General features: G+C 44.5%; 15 protein-coding genes. 7 read left to right on the plus strand and 8 right to left on the minus strand.

Features of this window, described 5'->3' with window-relative positions; translation table 11 throughout:
- Positions 1 to 381: 381 nt before the first annotated feature.
- From AC07NA_RS02225 to AC07NA_RS02245, 5 genes are all read left to right on the plus strand, one after another.
- Entirely contained in the window at positions 382 to 3,369 is a 2,988-nt protein-coding gene (locus tag AC07NA_RS02225) for a SusC/RagA family TonB-linked outer membrane protein (protein ID WP_494895306.1), read from the plus strand.
- A gap of 11 nt (positions 3,370 to 3,380) precedes the next feature.
- The gene (locus tag AC07NA_RS02230; protein WP_494895308.1) at positions 3,381 to 5,111 is read left to right on the plus strand and encodes a RagB/SusD family nutrient uptake outer membrane protein; all 1,731 of its coding nucleotides are present in this window, start codon (positions 3,381 to 3,383) and stop codon (positions 5,109 to 5,111) included.
- A 148-nt stretch (positions 5,112 to 5,259) separates the two neighbouring features.
- Positions 5,260 to 7,887: a glycoside hydrolase family 31 protein gene (locus AC07NA_RS02235; RefSeq protein ID WP_494895310.1), complete on the plus strand. Its 2,628-nt coding sequence runs from the start codon at positions 5,260 to 5,262 to the stop codon at positions 7,885 to 7,887.
- Between the two features lie 213 nt (positions 7,888 to 8,100).
- Positions 8,101 to 9,708, plus strand: coding sequence for a SusR family glycan utilization regulator (gene susR / locus AC07NA_RS02240; RefSeq protein WP_494895312.1), 1,608 nt, complete (start codon positions 8,101 to 8,103; stop codon positions 9,706 to 9,708).
- A gap of 59 nt (positions 9,709 to 9,767) precedes the next feature.
- Positions 9,768 to 10,022, plus strand: coding sequence for a nuclear transport factor 2 family protein (locus AC07NA_RS02245; RefSeq protein WP_494895998.1), 255 nt, complete (start codon positions 9,768 to 9,770; stop codon positions 10,020 to 10,022).
- A 124-nt stretch (positions 10,023 to 10,146) separates the two neighbouring features.
- Here AC07NA_RS02245 and AC07NA_RS02250 read toward each other — a convergent pair whose 3' ends face one another.
- The 4 genes from AC07NA_RS02250 to AC07NA_RS02265 form a co-directional block, all read right to left on the minus strand.
- Complete coding sequence (locus AC07NA_RS02250; RefSeq protein ID WP_494895314.1) at positions 10,147 to 10,908, minus strand: LytR/AlgR family response regulator transcription factor; 762 nt, start codon at positions 10,906 to 10,908, stop codon at positions 10,147 to 10,149.
- Positions 10,889 to 11,908 (minus strand): sensor histidine kinase, encoded by a 1,020-nt coding sequence (locus AC07NA_RS02255; RefSeq protein WP_494895316.1) that lies wholly within the window; start codon positions 11,906 to 11,908, stop codon positions 10,889 to 10,891. Before AC07NA_RS02255 ends, AC07NA_RS02250 begins: the two co-directional genes overlap by 20 nt.
- A 79-nt stretch (positions 11,909 to 11,987) precedes the next feature.
- Positions 11,988 to 12,449, minus strand: coding sequence for a hypothetical protein (locus AC07NA_RS02260; protein WP_494895317.1), 462 nt, complete (start codon positions 12,447 to 12,449; stop codon positions 11,988 to 11,990).
- A 22-nt stretch (positions 12,450 to 12,471) separates the two neighbouring features.
- Positions 12,472 to 13,434 (minus strand): heme-binding domain-containing protein, encoded by a 963-nt coding sequence (locus AC07NA_RS02265; protein ID WP_494895319.1) that lies wholly within the window; start codon positions 13,432 to 13,434, stop codon positions 12,472 to 12,474.
- Positions 13,435 to 13,588: 154 nt separating this feature from the next.
- Here AC07NA_RS02265 and AC07NA_RS02270 point away from each other — a divergent pair, with 154 nt between their 5' ends.
- Both AC07NA_RS02270 and AC07NA_RS02275 read left to right on the plus strand, forming a co-directional pair.
- Positions 13,589 to 15,211, plus strand: coding sequence for an ABC-F family ATP-binding cassette domain-containing protein (locus AC07NA_RS02270; RefSeq protein ID WP_494895320.1), 1,623 nt, complete (start codon positions 13,589 to 13,591; stop codon positions 15,209 to 15,211).
- Between the two features lie 3 nt (positions 15,212 to 15,214).
- Positions 15,215 to 15,802 (plus strand): TetR/AcrR family transcriptional regulator, encoded by a 588-nt coding sequence (locus tag AC07NA_RS02275; protein ID WP_494895321.1) that lies wholly within the window; start codon positions 15,215 to 15,217, stop codon positions 15,800 to 15,802.
- Positions 15,803 to 15,856: 54 nt separating this feature from the next.
- Here AC07NA_RS02275 and AC07NA_RS02280 read toward each other — a convergent pair whose 3' ends face one another.
- From AC07NA_RS02280 to AC07NA_RS02295, 4 genes are all read right to left on the minus strand, one after another.
- Positions 15,857 to 16,315, minus strand: coding sequence for an organic hydroperoxide resistance protein (locus AC07NA_RS02280; protein ID WP_494895323.1), 459 nt, complete (start codon positions 16,313 to 16,315; stop codon positions 15,857 to 15,859).
- 39 nt (positions 16,316 to 16,354) lie between these two features.
- Entirely contained in the window at positions 16,355 to 17,413 is a 1,059-nt protein-coding gene (locus AC07NA_RS02285; protein ID WP_494895325.1) for an alpha/beta fold hydrolase, read from the minus strand.
- Positions 17,414 to 17,444: 31 nt separating this feature from the next.
- Positions 17,445 to 17,831, minus strand: a complete 387-nt coding sequence (locus AC07NA_RS02290; RefSeq protein WP_494895327.1) for a DoxX family protein — start codon at positions 17,829 to 17,831, stop codon at positions 17,445 to 17,447.
- A gap of 180 nt (positions 17,832 to 18,011) precedes the next feature.
- Complete coding sequence (locus AC07NA_RS02295) at positions 18,012 to 18,191, minus strand: winged helix-turn-helix transcriptional regulator (RefSeq protein ID WP_494895329.1); 180 nt, start codon at positions 18,189 to 18,191, stop codon at positions 18,012 to 18,014.
- Positions 18,192 to 18,505: the final 314 nt, after the last annotated feature.

The raw sequence follows: 18,505 nt of genomic DNA on the forward strand, positions 1-18,505 counted from the left end.
AACAGCGAATTGGCGTTCATAATTCAAATAAGATTATAAGTATACCGCAAATTAAGTCCATTTAAATTGACAAGGTCAGCCTTGGATAAAGATGTTAACCATTAATATCCGATCCCTATTACACTATTTACCAAAAAATGTGTTCGTTTTGGTCTGGATTTTTATGTTCTGACACTATATTAATAATTTGATTATCAGGCAATTGAATTTTTATTTTTTGAGATTTTTTAAACGGCGGCAAACTGTTCGGAAAAACAACCCTTTTCGCTCTTTTAATTTGTGTTCGGAGTATGAGCGCGATACTTCGTAACCAGGGCAGTAATTCGTCGGCTGCAGCGACGGGTGGATGCCAGGCCTTTTTTAAACCAATTTTAAATCATCATGCGAGAAAAATTTTTACGATTGTTAAGCATTTGTGTCTTGATTCTCTTCGCCTGTTCTCCCGTCTTTGCGCAAAACAAAGCCATCAGCGGTAAGATCACCGACGCGGCCACAGGTGCGGAGATGCCCGGAGTAAGCGTAGTTGCAACGGGCACTACTGTAGGCACCACTACAGATGTTAACGGAATGTATAGCCTAAACGTTCCGGAAGCCACCAAAAGCCTTACCTTTTCATTTATCGGCTATGCCACCCAAAAAGCAGATCTAAGCGGATCTAACACCCTCAATGTTCGTTTAGAGCAATCGAACAGTACTTTAGAAGAAGTAGTAGTGGTAAGTGTTGGTTACGGTACCCTTAACAAAAGGGAAGTATCCAGCGCCATCACCCATGTTTCGGGGAAAGACCTGCTTCCGGTTTCGGCAAATAACCCCTTAATGTCCTTACAGGGTAAGGTAGCCGGCCTTACCATAACTAATACCTCCAGCGGCGATCCAAATTCATCGCCCAGCATACAGTTGAGGGGGGCTTCATCGCGTAACGCGGGCCTTGGGCCATTGTACGTGATCAACGGTGTTCCGGGTGGAAACATCGATAACATCAACCAAAACGATATTGAAAGTATCGATGTGCTCAAAGGTGGCGCGGCTTCGGCCATTTATGGTACTCGCGGCGGTAATGGTGTAATCATCATCACCACCAAAAAGGGTACTTCGCAGGCACGTATGTTTTACGATGGCTACGCCAGTTTCGATTATGTGACCAACCGCCTGCAAAACCTTTCGCCCGATGAGTTTGTGCAAAACCGGGTGCAAAACAAGCAGGGGCAAGATTACGGCGCCCGAACCAACTGGCTCGATGAAGTTACCAATTCACCTGCGTTCAGTCAGAAACACACTGTTCAGCTTTCGGGCGGTACGGGTAAAACCAATTACTTCGCTTCGGCAGATTACCGTAACGCGGATGGTATAGACCTGAGGGCACATAAAAAAGAATATGGCGCCCGTATCAGCATCAGCCATGCTACCGATGATAATGTATTTGTGGGTACCCTCAACATTGCGCCGCGTATGATGAATACCAGCAATGCCGATCTGGGTAACTTTAATAACGCTTTAACCCTAAACCCAACCTATTCTATTTTTAATGAGGAAGGCAAGTATAACTACATCAATACGGGCTTCTTCTCAAACAACCCGGTAGAGAATGGCAAGCTGATCAAATCTGACGCTGATATCAAGGAAATGGATATCAATGGCTCGTTGAAGTTCAATGTTTTGCCCAATCTTAGTACCACGGTTACGCTTTCGCAGATAGCGCGTTCGGTTCGTAATATGAACTTCAGGCCCTCTACACTATCAACCATTGTACAGGCCAACCGGGTAACGCAAACCAACTTTGCCTCGCAGGAGCAGCAAGAGAACGACCAGAAGAACGTGGAATGGACAGGCAACTACTCGCTCGACCTGAAGCAACATCATTTTAAACTGTTAGGTGGTTATTCATATTCAGTGTATAACTACAAGCAGTTTTATGCCCAAAACTATGATTTTCCGTTTGATAGCTACCTGTGGAACAACCTCGGATCGGGCTTGTTTAATGGTGGCGCGGCAGGGCAGGGGCAATCGGCTGTAGGCTCAACGCAAAACAGCTCGAAGCTCATCGCCTTTTTCGGCAGATTGAATTATGATTTCAACAACCGTTATATCTTAACAGCGAGTTTAAGGCACGAAGGATCCTCTAAATTTGGGATCAACAACAAATGGGGCGATTTTCCGGCGGTATCAGGCGCGTGGAGAATATCTGAAGAAGATTTCTTTAAGAAAGCCCTACCATGGGTAAACGAACTGAAAATACGTGCCGATTACGGTATCACCGGTAACCAGGATTTTGGTAATTACCTGTCGTTATTACTTTATGGCGGTGCAGGTTACTTCCCTTTTAACGGCGTGCAATACCAGGTATACGGTCCTTCATCAAACGTTAACCCCGACTTGAGCTGGGAACGTGCTATCAACTTTAACTCGGGTATTGATTTCAGCGTGTTGGATAACCGTTTGAGCGGCTCGCTTGATTATTATGTGCGTACCAATAAAGATCTGCTGGGCTATTACAACGTGCCATTGCCGCCAAACTCACAGTCGCAAACATTTACCAATGTGGGCACCATGAAAAACTCGGGTATTGAAGCTACTTTGAGCGGCGCGGTCTTGAAAAAGAGGGACCTGTCGTACAACGTTAGCGTAGCATTTGCTTATAACCGTAATAAATTCATCTCCTTTTCGAATACGATATACAAGGGAGCAACCTTTCAGGATGTTGCGGGCTTGCCGGCACCCGGTTCACCGGGCAATATTCAGCGTATTGAAGAAGGACATAGCATTGGCGAATTTTATACCCTGCGTTCTGCCGGTGTTAATGATGACGGCGCATTGCTGGTGTACCGTAAAGACGGTAGCATAGTACCGGCTAATCAGGCCAATAACGATGATAAGCAATACGTAGGGAACGGTTTGCCTAAGTACACTGCTTCTATGAACCATAATTTTCGCTACAAACGCTTTGATCTGAACGTATTTTTACGTGGCGCGTTCGGTTATAAGATCTTCAATACTTCGGCATTTTATTTGGGTACACCATCAAGCCAGGCCGATGCCAATGTGCTGAAATCGGCTTATGACAGCAAGAGCAAATATTCAAAGCTGACCAGCAATTCAACTACCTCTATCGCTTCCGACTACTTCCTGGAATCGGGCTCGTTTGTGAAGATAGATAACGTTGCGCTGGGTTATACGCAGCCATTGAAAACCAAATACCTTAAATCGGTGCGGTTTTACGCGGCTGGTCGTAACCTGCACACCTTCAAAAGTTTCACCGGCGGAGATCCCGACCTGGTGCAGATCAACGGGCTTACACCGGGCGTAAATACCTCATTGAATTATTATCCATCAACACTGCAACTGATATTAGGCTTGCAGGCCACATTTTGAGCATTAAACACATGAAAAAATATCAACTTTTTATAGGCAGCATGCTACTGACCGCGTTTTTGGCCGGTAGCTGTACCAAACTGGACGAACAGGTGTATGATAAGGTAGATGCAGCCGGTTTTCTTACCCGCAGGGATGATGTGATCAGGGATTTTTTGCGCCCTTTTGAGCATGGCTACTGGAGTATACAGGGTAACGATTATTATGCCGCTATTGAGAACAGCACCGATGAAATAGGTACTTATAACCGCCAGGGCGACTGGCAGGACGGCGGATACTATCAGCGGATGCACTACCATACCTGGACATTTCAGGATGGTTTTACCAGCGGCGTATGGACAAACTTGTATCAGGGTATCGTATTAGCTACCAACTCCCTGCAGGATATGGAAAGCATACAGGACCCTGCAAAGCTGAGCATTACACCTGAAGAACTGGCCGATTTTAAATCTGAACTGCGTACGCTGAGGGCATGGTTCAATTTAAGGGCTTTTGATTTTTACCGTAACATTCAGATAGTTACCGATGTAAAAAACTCTACGCAAGGTAACCCGCAGGCTACGCCGCAGGAAACCTTCGCGTTTATTGAAAAGGAACTAACGGAATCAATTCCCGGTTTGCCAACCCGCGAACAACTGGGTGCCAAAGGCATTGGCCGCTGGACCAAAGCCGGTGCCGCGGCTTTGCTTGCAAGGCTTTACCTGAATGCCAAGGTTTATATCGGTACCGATAAGTTTGCCGAATGCGAAACCGTGTGTAAAGACATTATTGCAGGTAAATACGGTGCCTATCAGCTGGATACCCGCTGGGACGCCCCGTTTGATTATACCAATACCGGCCTTAACTCCGAGGTGATCTATGGCTTTCCGGGAACGCTGGCACGCACGCACTGGCAGTACGATGGTGGAATGTTCTGGTGGGGTGTTACTTATGATGCTGGTCCGCTGTATTGTGGTTTTACCGATTTTGGACAGGCCAACCCTCGTTTCGCGCTGCAACCGGGCCGCGATGTGGATAGCGTGGAATATACCCATCAGTTAGGCAAGCCTTTTGTGAAATTCCAAAAATATCCCGATGATTATCGCCTTGTAAAATACCGTAACCTTGGCGACAGTAAAAGGGAAGGTATGTTCCTGTACGGTTACCTGCCTTTTAAACGCACTGTAAACGGTGTTGAAAAAGCTGATACGGTAAGGGGAAATAAAGGCCCGTACCCATTGTTCATCCGCGACCAGGTGGGTATGTTCCTGGATACCAAACCGGGTAAAAAAATAGCCGATAAGGAATCAAATATGAACCATGCCGATCATAACTCGGGTGTGTTTATGGTAAAATATCCGCTTTACCCAACGCCCGATCCAAACCGTATCACATCCGCTTATGCTGAAGTGCGCCTGTCTGAAATTTATTACTCACTTGCCGAGTGCCTTTACAGAAAAGGCGATAAGCCGGGCGCGGTAGCCCTGCTGAACCAGGTAAGACAACGTAATTACCCAAGCGGGTCGACAAGTTTATACAAGGCCGATGGCAGCCAGCTTACCGATCAGGAAATGCTTGACGAATGGGGCAGAGAGTTTTTAGGCGAAAACCGTCGCCGTACCGATCTTATCCGCTGGGGGGTATTTAATACCGGCACCTGGTGGGATAAAAAGCCTGATGCCGACAAGCATACCGAGATATTCCCTATTGGCAGGGATATCCTGAATGTGAACCCGCAACTGAAACAAAACCCCGGTTATTAATTAAAACGCCCGCTGTCCCGATACGCTTTTGGTATCCGGGGCAGCGGGTTAGTGTTAAATATTACAGCAAAAAGCCCTTGTTCGCCCATACTTACCCGATACTATTATTCATTCATCTATAAATTATCTAAATCCACTTTCAACCTTCATGTTTAAGCTACTGAAACATTTCTCCGGCAAAAAAAGACTGGCGCTTTTATTGGTCGTTCTGCAAACACAGTTTACCAGCGCGCAGCAAAAACCGGTGCCGCTGGCAAATCCCAAAGCCATTGTTCAATCCGGTCAGGCCCGGTTTACCGTACTCACCCCGCGCCTTATCCGTATGGAATGGACCGCTCAACTGCCTTTCATTGATAATGCCACGTTTACGGTACTTAACCGCAACCTGCCGGTGCCGTATTTTGTATCGCAAACGAATAATGGAGAACTTGTTTTAAAAACGGCGGAAATTGAATTGCACTATAAAGTGGGTTCCGGGAAATTTACAGATCAAAACCTGACCATCACATCGCTTAACAAAAAGTACCCTTTTGCATGGGTGCCCGGCACAAAGCAAAAGGGTAACTTAAAAGGCACCTACCGCACCCTTGATAACTTCGATGGCGATTACCATATATGGGATAAAAAGAAAATGGAACTGGAGGATGGCTTGCTGGCTACCGACGGGTGGACGGTAATAGATGATTCGCAGCGCCTATTGTTTGATAACAGTGAATGGCCCTGGGTTGCCGAACGCCCCGCGAAAGATTACCAGGATCTGTATTTTATGGGTTACGGCAGGCAATACAAAAAGGCACTGCAAGATTTTGTACAGATATCGGGCAGGGTACCATTGCCGCCGCGTTACGCGTTTGGTTACTGGTGGTCGAGGTATTGGAGTTATTCTGACAATGAGGTACGCAACGTTGCCGAGAACTTTGAGCAGCATAACCTGCCTCTGGATGTATTTGTGATAGATATGGACTGGCATTATACCGACAGCCTGCGGGCAAAATACGATGTGTTCGACCAAACCAAACACTGGACAGGCTGGAGCTGGAACAAAAGACTGTTCCCTAACCCGGGTAAAACTCTAAGCTGGATGAAAAGCAAAGTACTGAAAGTAACACTTAACCTTCACCCGGCCTCGGGCGTAGCTCCTTTTGAGGAACCTTATAAGGCGATGGCGCAAACCTTAAATTTTGATACTACAACCAAAGCCAACATACCGTACGAGGGTTCAAACAAAAGGTTTATGCAGGCATTGTTCGGTGCCATTTTGCATCCCATGGAAAAAATGGGTGTAAGTTTTTGGTGGCTCGACTGGCAGCAATGGCCAAACGATAAAAGAATTAAAAACCTAAACAATACCTGGTGGCTCAACTACGTGTTTTTTACCGATATGGAGCGGAATGGCTCAACCCGTCCGCTATTGTATCACAGATGGGGCGGCCTGGGTAATCACCGTTACCAGCTTGGTTTCTCCGGCGATGCTGTAATTTCATGGAAATCACTTGCCTTTCAGCCATACTTTACCAGCGCCGCGTCTAACGTGTTGTATGGTTACTGGAGCCATGATATCGGCGGGCATCAGTTCGGCCCGGGGTCAGATCAAAAGCTTGATCCGGAGTTGTATGTGCGTTGGATGCAATACGGTGCCTTAAGCCCGATATTCCGCACCCACTCATCTAAAAACGCCAATTTGAATAAAGAAGCCTGGAACTTTAAAGGAGAATATTATGACGCGTTGAAAGACGCCATTCGGTTACGATATGAATTAGCGCCCTACATTTACACTATGGCCCGCAAAACATTCGATAGCGGGATTTCTCTGTGCCGCCCTTTGTATTACGATTACCCGGAAGCGGCCGAAGCCTATGAAAACAAATCGGAATATATGTTTGGCGATGACCTGCTGATAGCGCCGATTGTTGAGCCGATGAAAAATGGTGAGTCGGACATTAAGGTTTGGTTGCCCGAAGGTAACGATTGGTTTGAATGGCAAACCGGAACCCTGCTGAAAGGCGGGCAGTATGTAAACCGAACTTTCGCGTTAGATGAATACCCGATTTATGTAAAGGCGGGTGCTATAGTACCAGCTTATCCCGCGGTTAAAAATCTGGAAGATCAGCCTGCAAAAACATATATAGATGTGTTTCCGGGTGCTGATGGCAGTACCTCTGTTTACGAGGATGCCGGCAACTCAAAAAATTATGCTGCCGAATTTGCTTCTACAAAAGTAATTTCCAAACACCTGCCGGGGCGCACGCAAAGTGTAACCATTACGGCACGCAAGGGCGCTTACAAGGGGATGCCGCTTAGCAGAAGTTACACACTAAGGTTAGTGGGGGCCGAGATGCCGCAATCAATAACCGTTAATGGTAAAAAGCTTGATTACGCTGCCGAACAAAGTGCAGGCAAGTGGAACTATAACGGAAAGAGTTTGTCTGTAGAGATCTCGCTTCCGCAAGCCGCATGCGCAAAACCGCAGGAGGTAATTATCGCTTACAGCAAAACCGACATTGCCAACGTTAATACCGGTTTGGTTAAAAAGTTCCGCGAGTTGAGTAAGGCTGTAACAGGCTTAAAGTTTAAAGACGCGGATATAATTTTACCTGAAATGGCAGGCCGCTGCGAAGAAACTAATTTGAGGCTGCAATATTATCCGGGCCAGTTTTACCAAACATTGCAATATTTCAATACGAACTACAGCAACGTGCCGGATGCGGTTAATAAAGCAACAAGTAAGGCTAATGCCGATTGGTTTAAAGAGCAATTGAAAAGTACAGGCAAATAATAATAATATGATTGGTTAAAAATAGGTGATTAGTTTATGTACGAGCAAAGACCGGATTGAGCGATCATTCCGGCTTTGTTTTTTTATTTATACCAGACTATTCTTTGTACAAATTAAAGTTTTATAATTACGTGCAGGTTAACCTGATTATAAACTTAACGCTATCGTATTCATTGCCATTGATGATTGATAGGCATTCAAATAAGCTTAAAAATGAAAATTCTTTACACACTGTTATTATGGCTTCTTGCTGTTACAGTAGTTTACGGGCAGGAAGATAACGACGCGCTGATGAGCCAATTGAAGGGTATGCTTGTGCAAAGAAGGGTGTACGATGACCGCAAAGAAGCCGATATAGCCGGGTTGAAAAAAGCGTTGAAGCATTGTTCGCCCAACGAACTCGAAAAGCAATACCAGTTATGCAGTAGCTTGTTTGAAGAGTATCGAAGCTATCAGTACGATTCGGCCTACGTGTACACGCAAAAAATGATTGGGCTAAGCATAGCCATGCACGATTTGCCTAAGCAATACGACAGTAAGATAAAACTGGGTATTATCCTCATATCATCGGGCATGTTTAAAGAAACGTTGGATTGTATCAACCAGGTTAATCCGAAGGTGCTTGATAAGGGTTCAAAGTTGCGTTATTACCGTTTACAATGCGTGTATTATGCCGACCTTGCCTATTACAACAACGATAAATACTACACAAAGCAATATGTAGAACAAGCTAACAAGTATCTTGATACGGCCATCTCCCTAACAGAAAATAATTCATTCGAGCAGATCATGTACAAGGCCGAAATACCGGATACGGCCGGGCAAAAGATAAGTAATTATAAATATTACGAATATTTGCTTTATCAGCGTAAGCTAACTCCGCATCAAACAGCCATGATAGCAGCGGCACTGAGCGATCATTACCAGGGGGCAGAGCGGATGAAGTTATTATTAATAGCCGCCATTAACGATATAAAATCATCTACCAAAGAAACTATGGCTGTATATAAAATAGGCACCAACCTGTATAAAAGCGGTGATATAAAGAATGCCTACCTGTTTATGCAGGAGGCTTTAAGCAACGCGCAGTTTTACGGATCGCGCCTGCATAAAATTGAGATAGCCTCGGTATTACCCGACATTGCCGCCAATAAAATACTGATCTCTGAAAATGAAAAGAACAAGTTTATTATATACCTGCTATCAAGTTTAATTATTGTGGTGATCATCAGCCTGATATCGTTCATCGTTTTTATACAGCTTAAACGGCTGCGTGTTAAAGAACGCATTATTGAGGAAAAGAACAACCAGCTGGAGAAGATAAACAAGCGGCTATCAGAAGAAGCCCGCATTAAGGAAGAGTACATCGGCTATTTTTTCAATGTTTTTTCGGAGTATATTTTAAAGCTGGAAAAGCTGAAAAGGAATGCCGAGCGGAAGATGAAGAGTAAGAAGTACGAGGAGGTACTCGCGCTGTTAAGCCAAATAGATATTAAGCAGGAACGCGACCATTTATTCAGAACCTTCGACCGGGTATTCTTAAAACTCTTCCCTAATTTTATTACCTCTTTTAACGCGCTTTTAAAACCCGAAGACCAGATATGGCCAAAAGGCAACGAGGTACTAAGCGCCCACCTAAGAATATTCGCATTAGTAAGGCTTGGCATAAACGATAACGAAACAATAGCCAAAATATTAGAATATACGGTAAGCACCATTTATACTTATAAAGTAAGGGTAAAAGCAAAAGCTATTGTGCCGCATGATGAATTTACTAACCATATAATGGATATACAGGTAGTTGATACCGGTAAACTATAAATTGATAGATAATTCCTCTAAGCTTTGGCGGAAGGAAACTATGAAGAATTCATCACGTACTGCACGGAAGATATCAATTGAAGAACGTTGGTAAGAATACCTTCAATGGAAAGGCCGAACTTCTTGGGTACATAATCTCGGCTTATGACGGGATCACATTTACAACAGAAAATTCCATTAAAGAGAATGATATCGTAGTTGAGCTTGGTCGGTTAGTGATTGAAAAGAGCGGCGAATCAAAAAAGATTTATTATTGTGATGTTTGGCATTTTAAGGATGGAATGATCGATCAGGTAACCTCCTTTGTGATCTGAGTAAGCTCTAACCATTTATCGCCTATCATTTTGATAAAATGATAGGCGATAATAAAGTGTAACACCCGTAATTAAAAAAAGCTACATTAAGTATTGTATCATCAAATTTGCACTTTTAAAGTCATCAACGCTCTTCCATCCAATTCAGAAAGCTATGCGATTTTTCTTTGTTGATGAGCAGCTTTTCGGGGCTTTCTATCACCAGCTTTACATATAGTTTGCGCAAAAAGTAATGCTCTACTTCTTTAATGGCCTTAAAATTTACCAGATACTGCCTGTTAACCCTGAAGAACTGCTTAGCGGACACGGATGCTGCGACATTATCGAGCGATTGGCTAAGCGCGTACTCCTGCCTATCGAAACACATGAGTGAGGTAGCATCATTACGGATGTAGAAGAACGCGATATTGTCGGTTTGTACGGTAGTATATTTCTGATTCTTAAATACCAGAAAACTTGTTTTGCCACTGGGCGGGTTAAGCCGCGATAGCAAACTTTCCAGGTCGGGCGAGGTTTTCTGCTGAAAAAAGTTCTTTAGCTCGTCCACCTTTCGCAGGGCTTCTTTAATATCCTCTTTCGAGAAGGGTTTCAGCACATAATCAACCCCATTGCTCTTGAATGCCTCCAGCGAATATTCGTCAAAAGCGGTACAAAAAACCACCGGGCAAGTAATCTTTACCGATTTGAAGATCTCGAAAGATAAACCATCTGCCAGCTGAATATCCATAAAGATGAGGTCGGCCTGTACACCTCCCGAAAGCGCTTCAACCGAATCTTCCACACTCTGATACTGCCCGATGATTATCGCCCCGGGTTTAAGCTCTTTTATTATATTTTCGAGAGATTTGGCTGTTCTTAGTTCGTCTTCAATGATGATTATGTTCATAAATAAGCGGAAGTTTTACTGTAAAGGTTTTTTCGTTGCTAATGATCGTGATGTCTTTTTCTAGTAGATGCCCGTAGCGTAAGCCAATATTTTTGAGACCAACCCCTGTTGAACTAACTTCGCCTTTTTTTATTTGCAGTATATTCTCAACAACAATATGTTCATCTTCTTCATAAACACTGATGTGTAGCGGGCGTTGCAGCGAAACCACGTTGTGTTTAATACAATTTTCAATAAGCAACTGTAATGTAAACGGCGGCACCAACGTTTTTAGCGAAGCATCGCTAAGCTTACTTGTAAACGTAAAACCGCCGTCAAAACGTGCCTTTTGCAAAAATAGGTAAGCGTTTACAATTTCCATCTCTTCGTGTACATGTATCAGGTCGAGTTTGCGGCTTTCAAGTGTAAAGCGGTAAAAGTTTGAGAGTTTGAGGATGAAATCTACCGCTTCATTATCCTCGGTTTCAACCATGGCCTTTAATGTGTTAAGGCTATTGAATAAAAAATGCGGGTTCACCTGTTGTTTCAGCAATTCAAACTGCGCGGCCAGGTTATCGCTCTTGATGCGTTCCAGCTCCATACTTACATGCTGGTTCTCGTAATTTTGCTGCAGCAGGTTTAAAAACATGTAAAACACCAGGTTAATGAGTATACCCCGTACCTCTACCATCAGCATGGTGGGTCCAAAATTAATGTGCGAAAGAATCAACTGCTGTATCCAGGCCAAACCAAACATTACCACGAGGCCAAACAGTAACGAACTGAACAGTTTGGAGTAGGAGATACTTTGTTTGCGTTTTTTTTCGGGATTACGCTTTAGCATGTAGATGTTGAAATACCACATGAGTACGGCAAAAGAGGCGGTAAGCCCCGCGTTAACCGCGGCTTCGGCAGGGTTAAACTGGTGTGAAGCCAACTGCGGTACCGACGATATTAAACCCAGTATACCGGAGCTGATCCATATAGTGGTATGTGATATTTTGAACTGGGAGTTTTTCATTTTATGTAAGGGAACCATGCCTTAGCGGCTATAGGTTAGTGTACAAATTTATTTAATTAGCGCTACTAAACGTAAAGTGTTATGGAAATACCAGGGCCCGGCGCGATAATATACTGCCGATACGTTCATTCGTATCAAAAGCTTTCCCGGCACTATCAACCGGGGCATTACCACGTTCTAAAGTATAATCAATAGCCGCATTGCCGCCTTTGGATGCCGTACTGATGCTGATAGTTTCTACACATTTAACAGCCCCGTTGATATAACTGCCATACCAATAAGTATTGTTGGCCTGCTTAAAGGTAACCAGCTTGAATATTTCTCCTGCAACATGCTTATCTGAACCGGTAGCCGCGCTTTTAAAAGCCGGCGCGTTACCATACAGTACAGATATGGTTTGTTGCTTACGGTTGGCAAACGAGGTGATCACTTTAAGGCCCCGGGCATCAAACACTTCGCGGGAGTGCGCCTTATCGGGCATTGTATGGGTACAACTGCTGATAACAGTGCTTATGAGTAGGGTAAATGCTAAAATCTTCATGTTATAAATTTTGAGGTACTGATTATTTTAAATCTTTATTTTCGAGCGGAATACTGAATACATAGCCTGTTGCGTCGGCAATTTTATGGCAGTTGAAACAGGTAGTATTAAATAACGGGCTGTCGCCGTACGGTTTTAGTTCGGTACCGTTAAACTTGGCAAAGCCCCAGCCTTTGGTATCCGGAAAACGTTTATCGTCCTTGGTCATGATCTGTATATTATTGAACGAACTGGGATTAACATCGCCGTTATTTTCCTCAATAATGTTCCAAACTACCTTAACAATTGCGCTGCCGTTAGGGAATGGTTTGATCTGTCCGCTTTTAATGGCCTTTACAACAATATCATTCCCATAAATTACCCTCATGGTATGGTTATCAAACCGGTTGGTGGTGCTTATAACCTGCCAGTTTTTATATTCGGGTATAAATTTTACACCGTTGGGCGCAACGGGTACGTTTGCGGCAAATTTAGTTTTAGCTTTAAATGCATCGTACTCCTGCCGGGCTTTATTAATTTGAGCAGTATCATGATACTTTGCCGGGCTTACACTTACCACATACTTTTTAAGTACATCAACATCATGTGCCGAAAGTTGCGCTTCGGGGTGCAGGGTAGCATAACTGCTCAGCGGCATTTTGTTTGTGAGTACCATGTTCACTATTTCCCAAAGGCGCACCTGCTGGTCGGCAACACTCAGCGTATCCCAGGTAGAAAAATTAAATCGCGACCGGGCTACCTGCACATCCTTGTTTACCAGCCATGATACCGGCGCTACTTTATCGTACCATTTGAGCCGGGTTTCGTTCGAGTGGCAATCGTAACACGCTTTTCTGAATATTCTTGTTACTTCTTCAGGTGCTTTGATGGGGTGGGTGACAGCTGCATTTTGCACCGGCTGCTGTACAAACTGGATGGATATGGCAACAACTATTAAAGTTGCTGCTATTGGCCATGCTCTTTTTATTCTTTGGTTAGTGATCATCGTGGTTTTTTTAAGCCAAAGTAGCCTTCCGGATGCCTTCCGAACAGCTGTATTACCGTGAACCGGACATATCGTTTCCTGAGTTAGACAATAAACATTGCGAAAAACGCCAATTCAAATTATTTTATTTAAACAATTTTGTTGAACAAAAAAGATGAATATTTATCTTTGTATCGAAATGAGCGTTACCATTACTGCATTATCCTATCATCATCCCGATAAAGAACAGCTGTTTGACCAGCTTAATTTCACCGTAAATAAGGGCGACAAAGCAGCGCTGGTTGGAAATAATGGCGCAGGAAAGTCTACCTTGCTACAACTTGTTGCCGGAGTATTGCAGCCTTCGGCGGGTGAGATTGCCACTTCGTCGAAGCCGTGGTATGTGCCGCAACATTTGGGCAATTACAATCATCTTACCATTGCCGAAGCATTAGGTGTTGATAAAAAGTTAAAAGCCATACAGGCTATAACCAATGGCCATACCGATGTGCAATACTTTACCGACCTTGAAGATGATTGGGAAATTGAAGGCAAAGTTTATGCAGCCCTAAGTAAATGGCATTTGAGGCACCTTTTACCAACGCAACAATTGGCAGGCCTCAGCGGCGGCGAAAAAACAAAAGTATTTTTGGCGGGCATAGATATCTATTCTCCCGAAATAATTCTGTTAGACGAGCCATCCAACCATCTTGACACCACGGGCCGCCATCAGCTATACAACCTGATTGTTAATAGCAGGGCAACCATGCTTATTGTAAGCCATGACCGTGCCCTGCTCAACCTGCTTCCCCAAACTTACGAGTTAAGCCCGGCGGGTATTGAAGTTTACGGTGGCAATTTTGATTTTTATCTGCAACAAAAGGAGGGCAAGGTAAACGCCCTGCAAAACCAGCTCCACGAGCATTCTAAAACGCTGAAACAAACGCAGCAAAAAGCCCGCGATATCACCGAAAAACGACAAAGGATAGAAGCCCGTGGAAAAACCCGGGGGCAATCGGGCTCTTTACCACGCATTATTGCCGGCGGACTAAAAAGCAAGGCCGAAGGCAGCACCGCCAAAGTGCTGGATGCCCAGGATGAAAAACTGAGCGGGATAAGCGATAATATTAAAAATATACGCGGGCAGATACAACAATACCAGGTATTAAAGATCGATATTGGTTCATCGGCTTTGCACCAGGGTAAGGTTTTGGTTGATGCTGCCGGTATTACCTACGCTTTTACAGATCAGCTACTTTGGGAACCCCTTAGCTTTCAAATACGATCGGGCGAAAGGCTACACATTAAAGGTGACAACGGAGCCGGTAAATCCACACTGCTGAAATTAATAACCGGCGTTTTACCTCCGGGCAGCGGTTATATTAACCGCGCCGATTTTACTTACTTGTATCTCGATCAGGATTATACGATCATCAACCCAAATCGGAGCATTTTTGAGCAGGTACAGCATTACAATAGCCGTAACTTGCAGGAGCATGAACTTAAATCATTGCTCATATACTCGCAATTTGAGCGCCACCTATGGAACAAAAAATGCGGGGTATTAAGCGGAGGCGAAAAAATGAAGCTTTCGTTATGTTGCCTGGCAATAAGCAACCATACACCCGATATGCTGATACTTGATGAGCCCACCAACAACCTCGATGTGAAAAGTTTAGACGTACTTACTGCCGCTGTTAAGGATTTTAACGGAACCCTGCTGGTAATATCGCACGACGAATATTTTACCGGCAGCGTAGGAATTGATCAAACTATAGAAGTAAAAAGAAAACGATAATATATGCCAGCTAAAGATACCGGTACCGAACAGTTGATCAAATCAACCGCCAAACGAATTTTCTTCACCGAAGGAAAACTGCATGCCACCACACAGGACATTGCCAATGCCGCAGGTGTTAACCGAGCAGCGCTGCATTACTATTTCCGCACAAGGGACCAGCTTATTGCAGTGGTATTTAATGAATCGATGCAGGACTTGAGCGTGCGTTTAGGCGCGGTGATGGGTTCAAAAAAGCCGCTTAAAGAAAAGGTACAGGAGTTGATAGAAGTTTTTATGAGCGAAATGGCGGCATACCCTTACCAGGAAACTTTTTTGGTTACCGAGATCAATACAGCCGGACAAGAGTTGGTTAAGGGTATTGAGGATGGGCCGGTGACTGAGTTTTTAAAGGAAATTGGGGCAGAGATGCAAGCAGGAACCATTGAAGAGATGAACCCTAAACATTTTTTAATGAACCTCTTTTCCTTACTATCATATCCGCTTATTATGGCACCATTATACCGGCAGTTCTTCAGGATGGATAAACACGATTTTGATAAGCTGATTGCAGAACGAAAGCAATTGATTTACCGTATGCTATTTAAATAATAAAGCGGAAGCCGGCATTATCCGTACTTCCGCCCACATCAAACACAACTGCAATTAAACAGCAACATTGATGGTAACATTAATATTGCCGCTTGTAGCTTTTGAGTAAGGGCAGGTTTGATGAGCTGCCTCTACCACGGTTTTAGCCTGTTGAGGCGTTAAGCCGGGCAAGCTAACATTAAGGCGGGCTTGTAAATAAAAGCCTCCTTCGCCAGTACCTAAATCAACTTCGGTATCAACAGCCAAACCGGCAGGTAATGGTATTTGCAAGCTTGTCGCGTTGTGCTTCATGGCACCAATAAAACAAGCCGACCATCCGGCAGCGAACAATTGCTCGGGGTTAGTACCCGCGCCAGGTCCGCCGGGTGTTGAAAGGCTGATATTTAAGCAGCCATCGCTGCTGCTGGCATTGCCCTCGCGGCCGCCGGTAACGTGTACACTTCCGGTATATAATATTTTACTGATCTCTACTTTTGCAGCGTTTACGCTGTTAATTACATTTTGACTTTCCATTGCCTTAAATATTTATTGTTATTGATTTTTGTTTGTTGATCATTTAGCAAAACCCGCTGCCTCCAAAATGGCATCTGCAAAGGCCTGCGGCGCTTCCTGCGGTAAATTATGCCCAATACCGCCGGTAAGCGTATGGTGTGCATATTTACCCTTAAACCTGGCGGCATACATTGCGGCATCAGAGTGGGGTGCGCCGTTGGCATCGCCCTCAAGCGTTACCGCGGGTACGGTTATAGCCGGTGACGCGGCCAGTCTCTGTTCCAGTTCATCATACTGCGGTTCCCCTTTGGCAATACCAAGGCGCCAGCGGTAATTGTGTATCACTATGGCCACATGGTCGGGGTTGTTAAAGGCCACTGCCGATTGGTTAAATGTTTCATCACTAAATTTCCATTCGGGCGATGCGGTTTGCCATATCAGTTTGGCAAAATCGGTACGGTTGGCCTCATAGCCTGCCTGACCACGATCTGTTGCGAAATAAAACTGGTACCACCATGCCTGCTCGGCTTTAGGTGCAAGCGGCGCTATATTGCCTTGCTGGCTGCCGATGAGATAACCGCTTACCGACACCAATGCCTTAACTCGTTCGGGCCATAACGCGGCAACAATATCAGCCGTACGCGCTCCCCAATCAAAGCCACCAATAACGGCTTTATCAATTTTAAGCGCGTCCATCAGGGCTATCACATCTACCGCCAGCGCCGCTTGCTCGCCGTTGCGCACGGTTTGTGCCGATAGGAAACGGGTACTGCCATATCCCCGCAGGTAAGGTACAATAACCCGGTAACCCTTAGCGGCAAGTAGCGGTGCAACCTCCGCGTAGCTGTAAATATCATATGGCCAGCCATGCAGCAGTATTACTGGTTTGCCGTTCGCGGGGCCAACATCGGCATAGCCAATATCAAGCACACCGGCCTTTATCTGTTTAATTTGCCCTAATGCGGCAGCAGGTGCAGTTATTCCTTTATTATTTTGCAGGTTTGCAGCAGGTTGTGCTTCGAGCAGGTTTAAACTACTGACCAGCATTATAATGGCTATAATTAAGGCGGCCACTGTTAATAAAAAGCGACGACGGCCATGGTATGTGATCTGTTTCATGATGCAGTGTTTTTAGTGATGATGATTGGTATTATGCTTGAGTATAGGTAGCCTGATACAGCTTTCTGAACATGGTGTATGTAATAGAAATTGCCGTGAAAGCGATGATGGCATCGATAGTTGGGGCGAAACCTAATACCACCAGTTTTGAGAAGAAAGCGAATATGATATCGAAAAAGATACCTGCAAATACCCATTCTTTTAACCTGAGCAAACGGTTAGGTGTTAGTAACACTGCCACACCCAAAAGTTTGGCCACGCCCAGTATATAAATAAAGTGTGCAGGGTAACCCAGTTTTACGGTAATATCCCAAACTATCGGTTTTTTGGTAAGTTCGAAAAAGCCGCTTGCGCCAAACCATAAAGAAATAAATACGGCTCCGGCCCAGTAAATTGTTTTTGATGTTTTTAAATTCATGACGTTGTTTGTTTTGATTGTTGACACAAATTTGCGCCAAAACAAGCCCCGCCTTGAGTACATCTTAGCCGAAGTGGACACATAACACCTTCAGTCGGACATCTGCCTGCCCCGAATTAAAATTCACAAAAAAAGCCCCCCGTTTCCGGAAGGCTTCGGCCATGCTATTTCATCAGTTGGCTATTTTTCTTTCAGCTTTTGCCGATCGTCTTTATCCCATTTGATCATCTGTAATATGATATCGCCAAATAAGCGGCAGTAGTCGGTTGGCGAATACTCAACACCCACCGGGCTGGTTGGGGTTACGGTTCGCTTTAACAATTTATTAGCTTCCATTTTCTTTAGCTCGCGCAAGAGCATCCGTGTTGTTATGCCCGGTATGCTCCGTTCTATCTCGCGGAAACGCCTGTTACCATCACATCACATATCGAATTAATAATGGGCAGTTTTCATTTGCCGCCTATCACGTATATAGTGTCTTGCAGGGCCTGTATTTCTTCCTTCTCGTTACGGGGTTCTGATAGTACCTCTTTTAACAGCTGCTCATCCATGCGGGTGTACTCTGTTATACTGGTAAAATTATACCAAATATAACATGTGGAGTTTTTAAAAACCAGATCAGAAGAAAACATTGAAACAGAAATGGCCCTAAGTCGAAAGATGGTTATGGACAA

The sequence above is a fragment of the Mucilaginibacter sp. GW821-FHT07G05 genome (assembly GCF_059418565.1).

What these genes read in the sequence shown, in the direction of transcription:
- AC07NA_RS02260 (WP_494895317.1), bottom strand. Translation starts at nt 12,449, where the DNA reads ATGAAGATTTTAGCATTTACCCTACTCATAAGCACTGTTATCAGCAGT.
- AC07NA_RS02230 (WP_494895308.1), top strand. Translation starts at nt 3,381, where the DNA reads ATGAAAAAATATCAACTTTTTATAGGCAGCATGCTACTGACCGCGTTT.
- AC07NA_RS02290 (WP_494895327.1), bottom strand. Translation starts at nt 17,831, where the DNA reads ATGAATTTAAAAACATCAAAAACAATTTACTGGGCCGGAGCCGTATTT.
- AC07NA_RS02280 (WP_494895323.1), bottom strand. Translation starts at nt 16,315, where the DNA reads ATGGAAAGTCAAAATGTAATTAACAGCGTAAACGCTGCAAAAGTAGAG.
- AC07NA_RS02265 (WP_494895319.1), bottom strand. Translation starts at nt 13,434, where the DNA reads ATGATCACTAACCAAAGAATAAAAAGAGCATGGCCAATAGCAGCAACT.
- AC07NA_RS02255 (WP_494895316.1), bottom strand. Translation starts at nt 11,908, where the DNA reads ATGAAAAACTCCCAGTTCAAAATATCACATACCACTATATGGATCAGC.
- AC07NA_RS02285 (WP_494895325.1), bottom strand. Translation starts at nt 17,413, where the DNA reads ATGAAACAGATCACATACCATGGCCGTCGTCGCTTTTTATTAACAGTG.
- AC07NA_RS02275 (WP_494895321.1), top strand. Translation starts at nt 15,215, where the DNA reads ATGCCAGCTAAAGATACCGGTACCGAACAGTTGATCAAATCAACCGCC.
- AC07NA_RS02295 (WP_494895329.1), bottom strand. Translation starts at nt 18,191, where the DNA reads ATGCTCTTGCGCGAGCTAAAGAAAATGGAAGCTAATAAATTGTTAAAG.
- AC07NA_RS02270 (WP_494895320.1), top strand. Translation starts at nt 13,589, where the DNA reads ATGAATATTTATCTTTGTATCGAAATGAGCGTTACCATTACTGCATTA.
- AC07NA_RS02250 (WP_494895314.1), bottom strand. Translation starts at nt 10,908, where the DNA reads ATGAACATAATCATCATTGAAGACGAACTAAGAACAGCCAAATCTCTC.
- AC07NA_RS02225 (WP_494895306.1), top strand. Translation starts at nt 382, where the DNA reads ATGCGAGAAAAATTTTTACGATTGTTAAGCATTTGTGTCTTGATTCTC.
- AC07NA_RS02235 (WP_494895310.1), top strand. Translation starts at nt 5,260, where the DNA reads ATGTTTAAGCTACTGAAACATTTCTCCGGCAAAAAAAGACTGGCGCTT.
- susR (WP_494895312.1), top strand. Translation starts at nt 8,101, where the DNA reads ATGAAAATTCTTTACACACTGTTATTATGGCTTCTTGCTGTTACAGTA.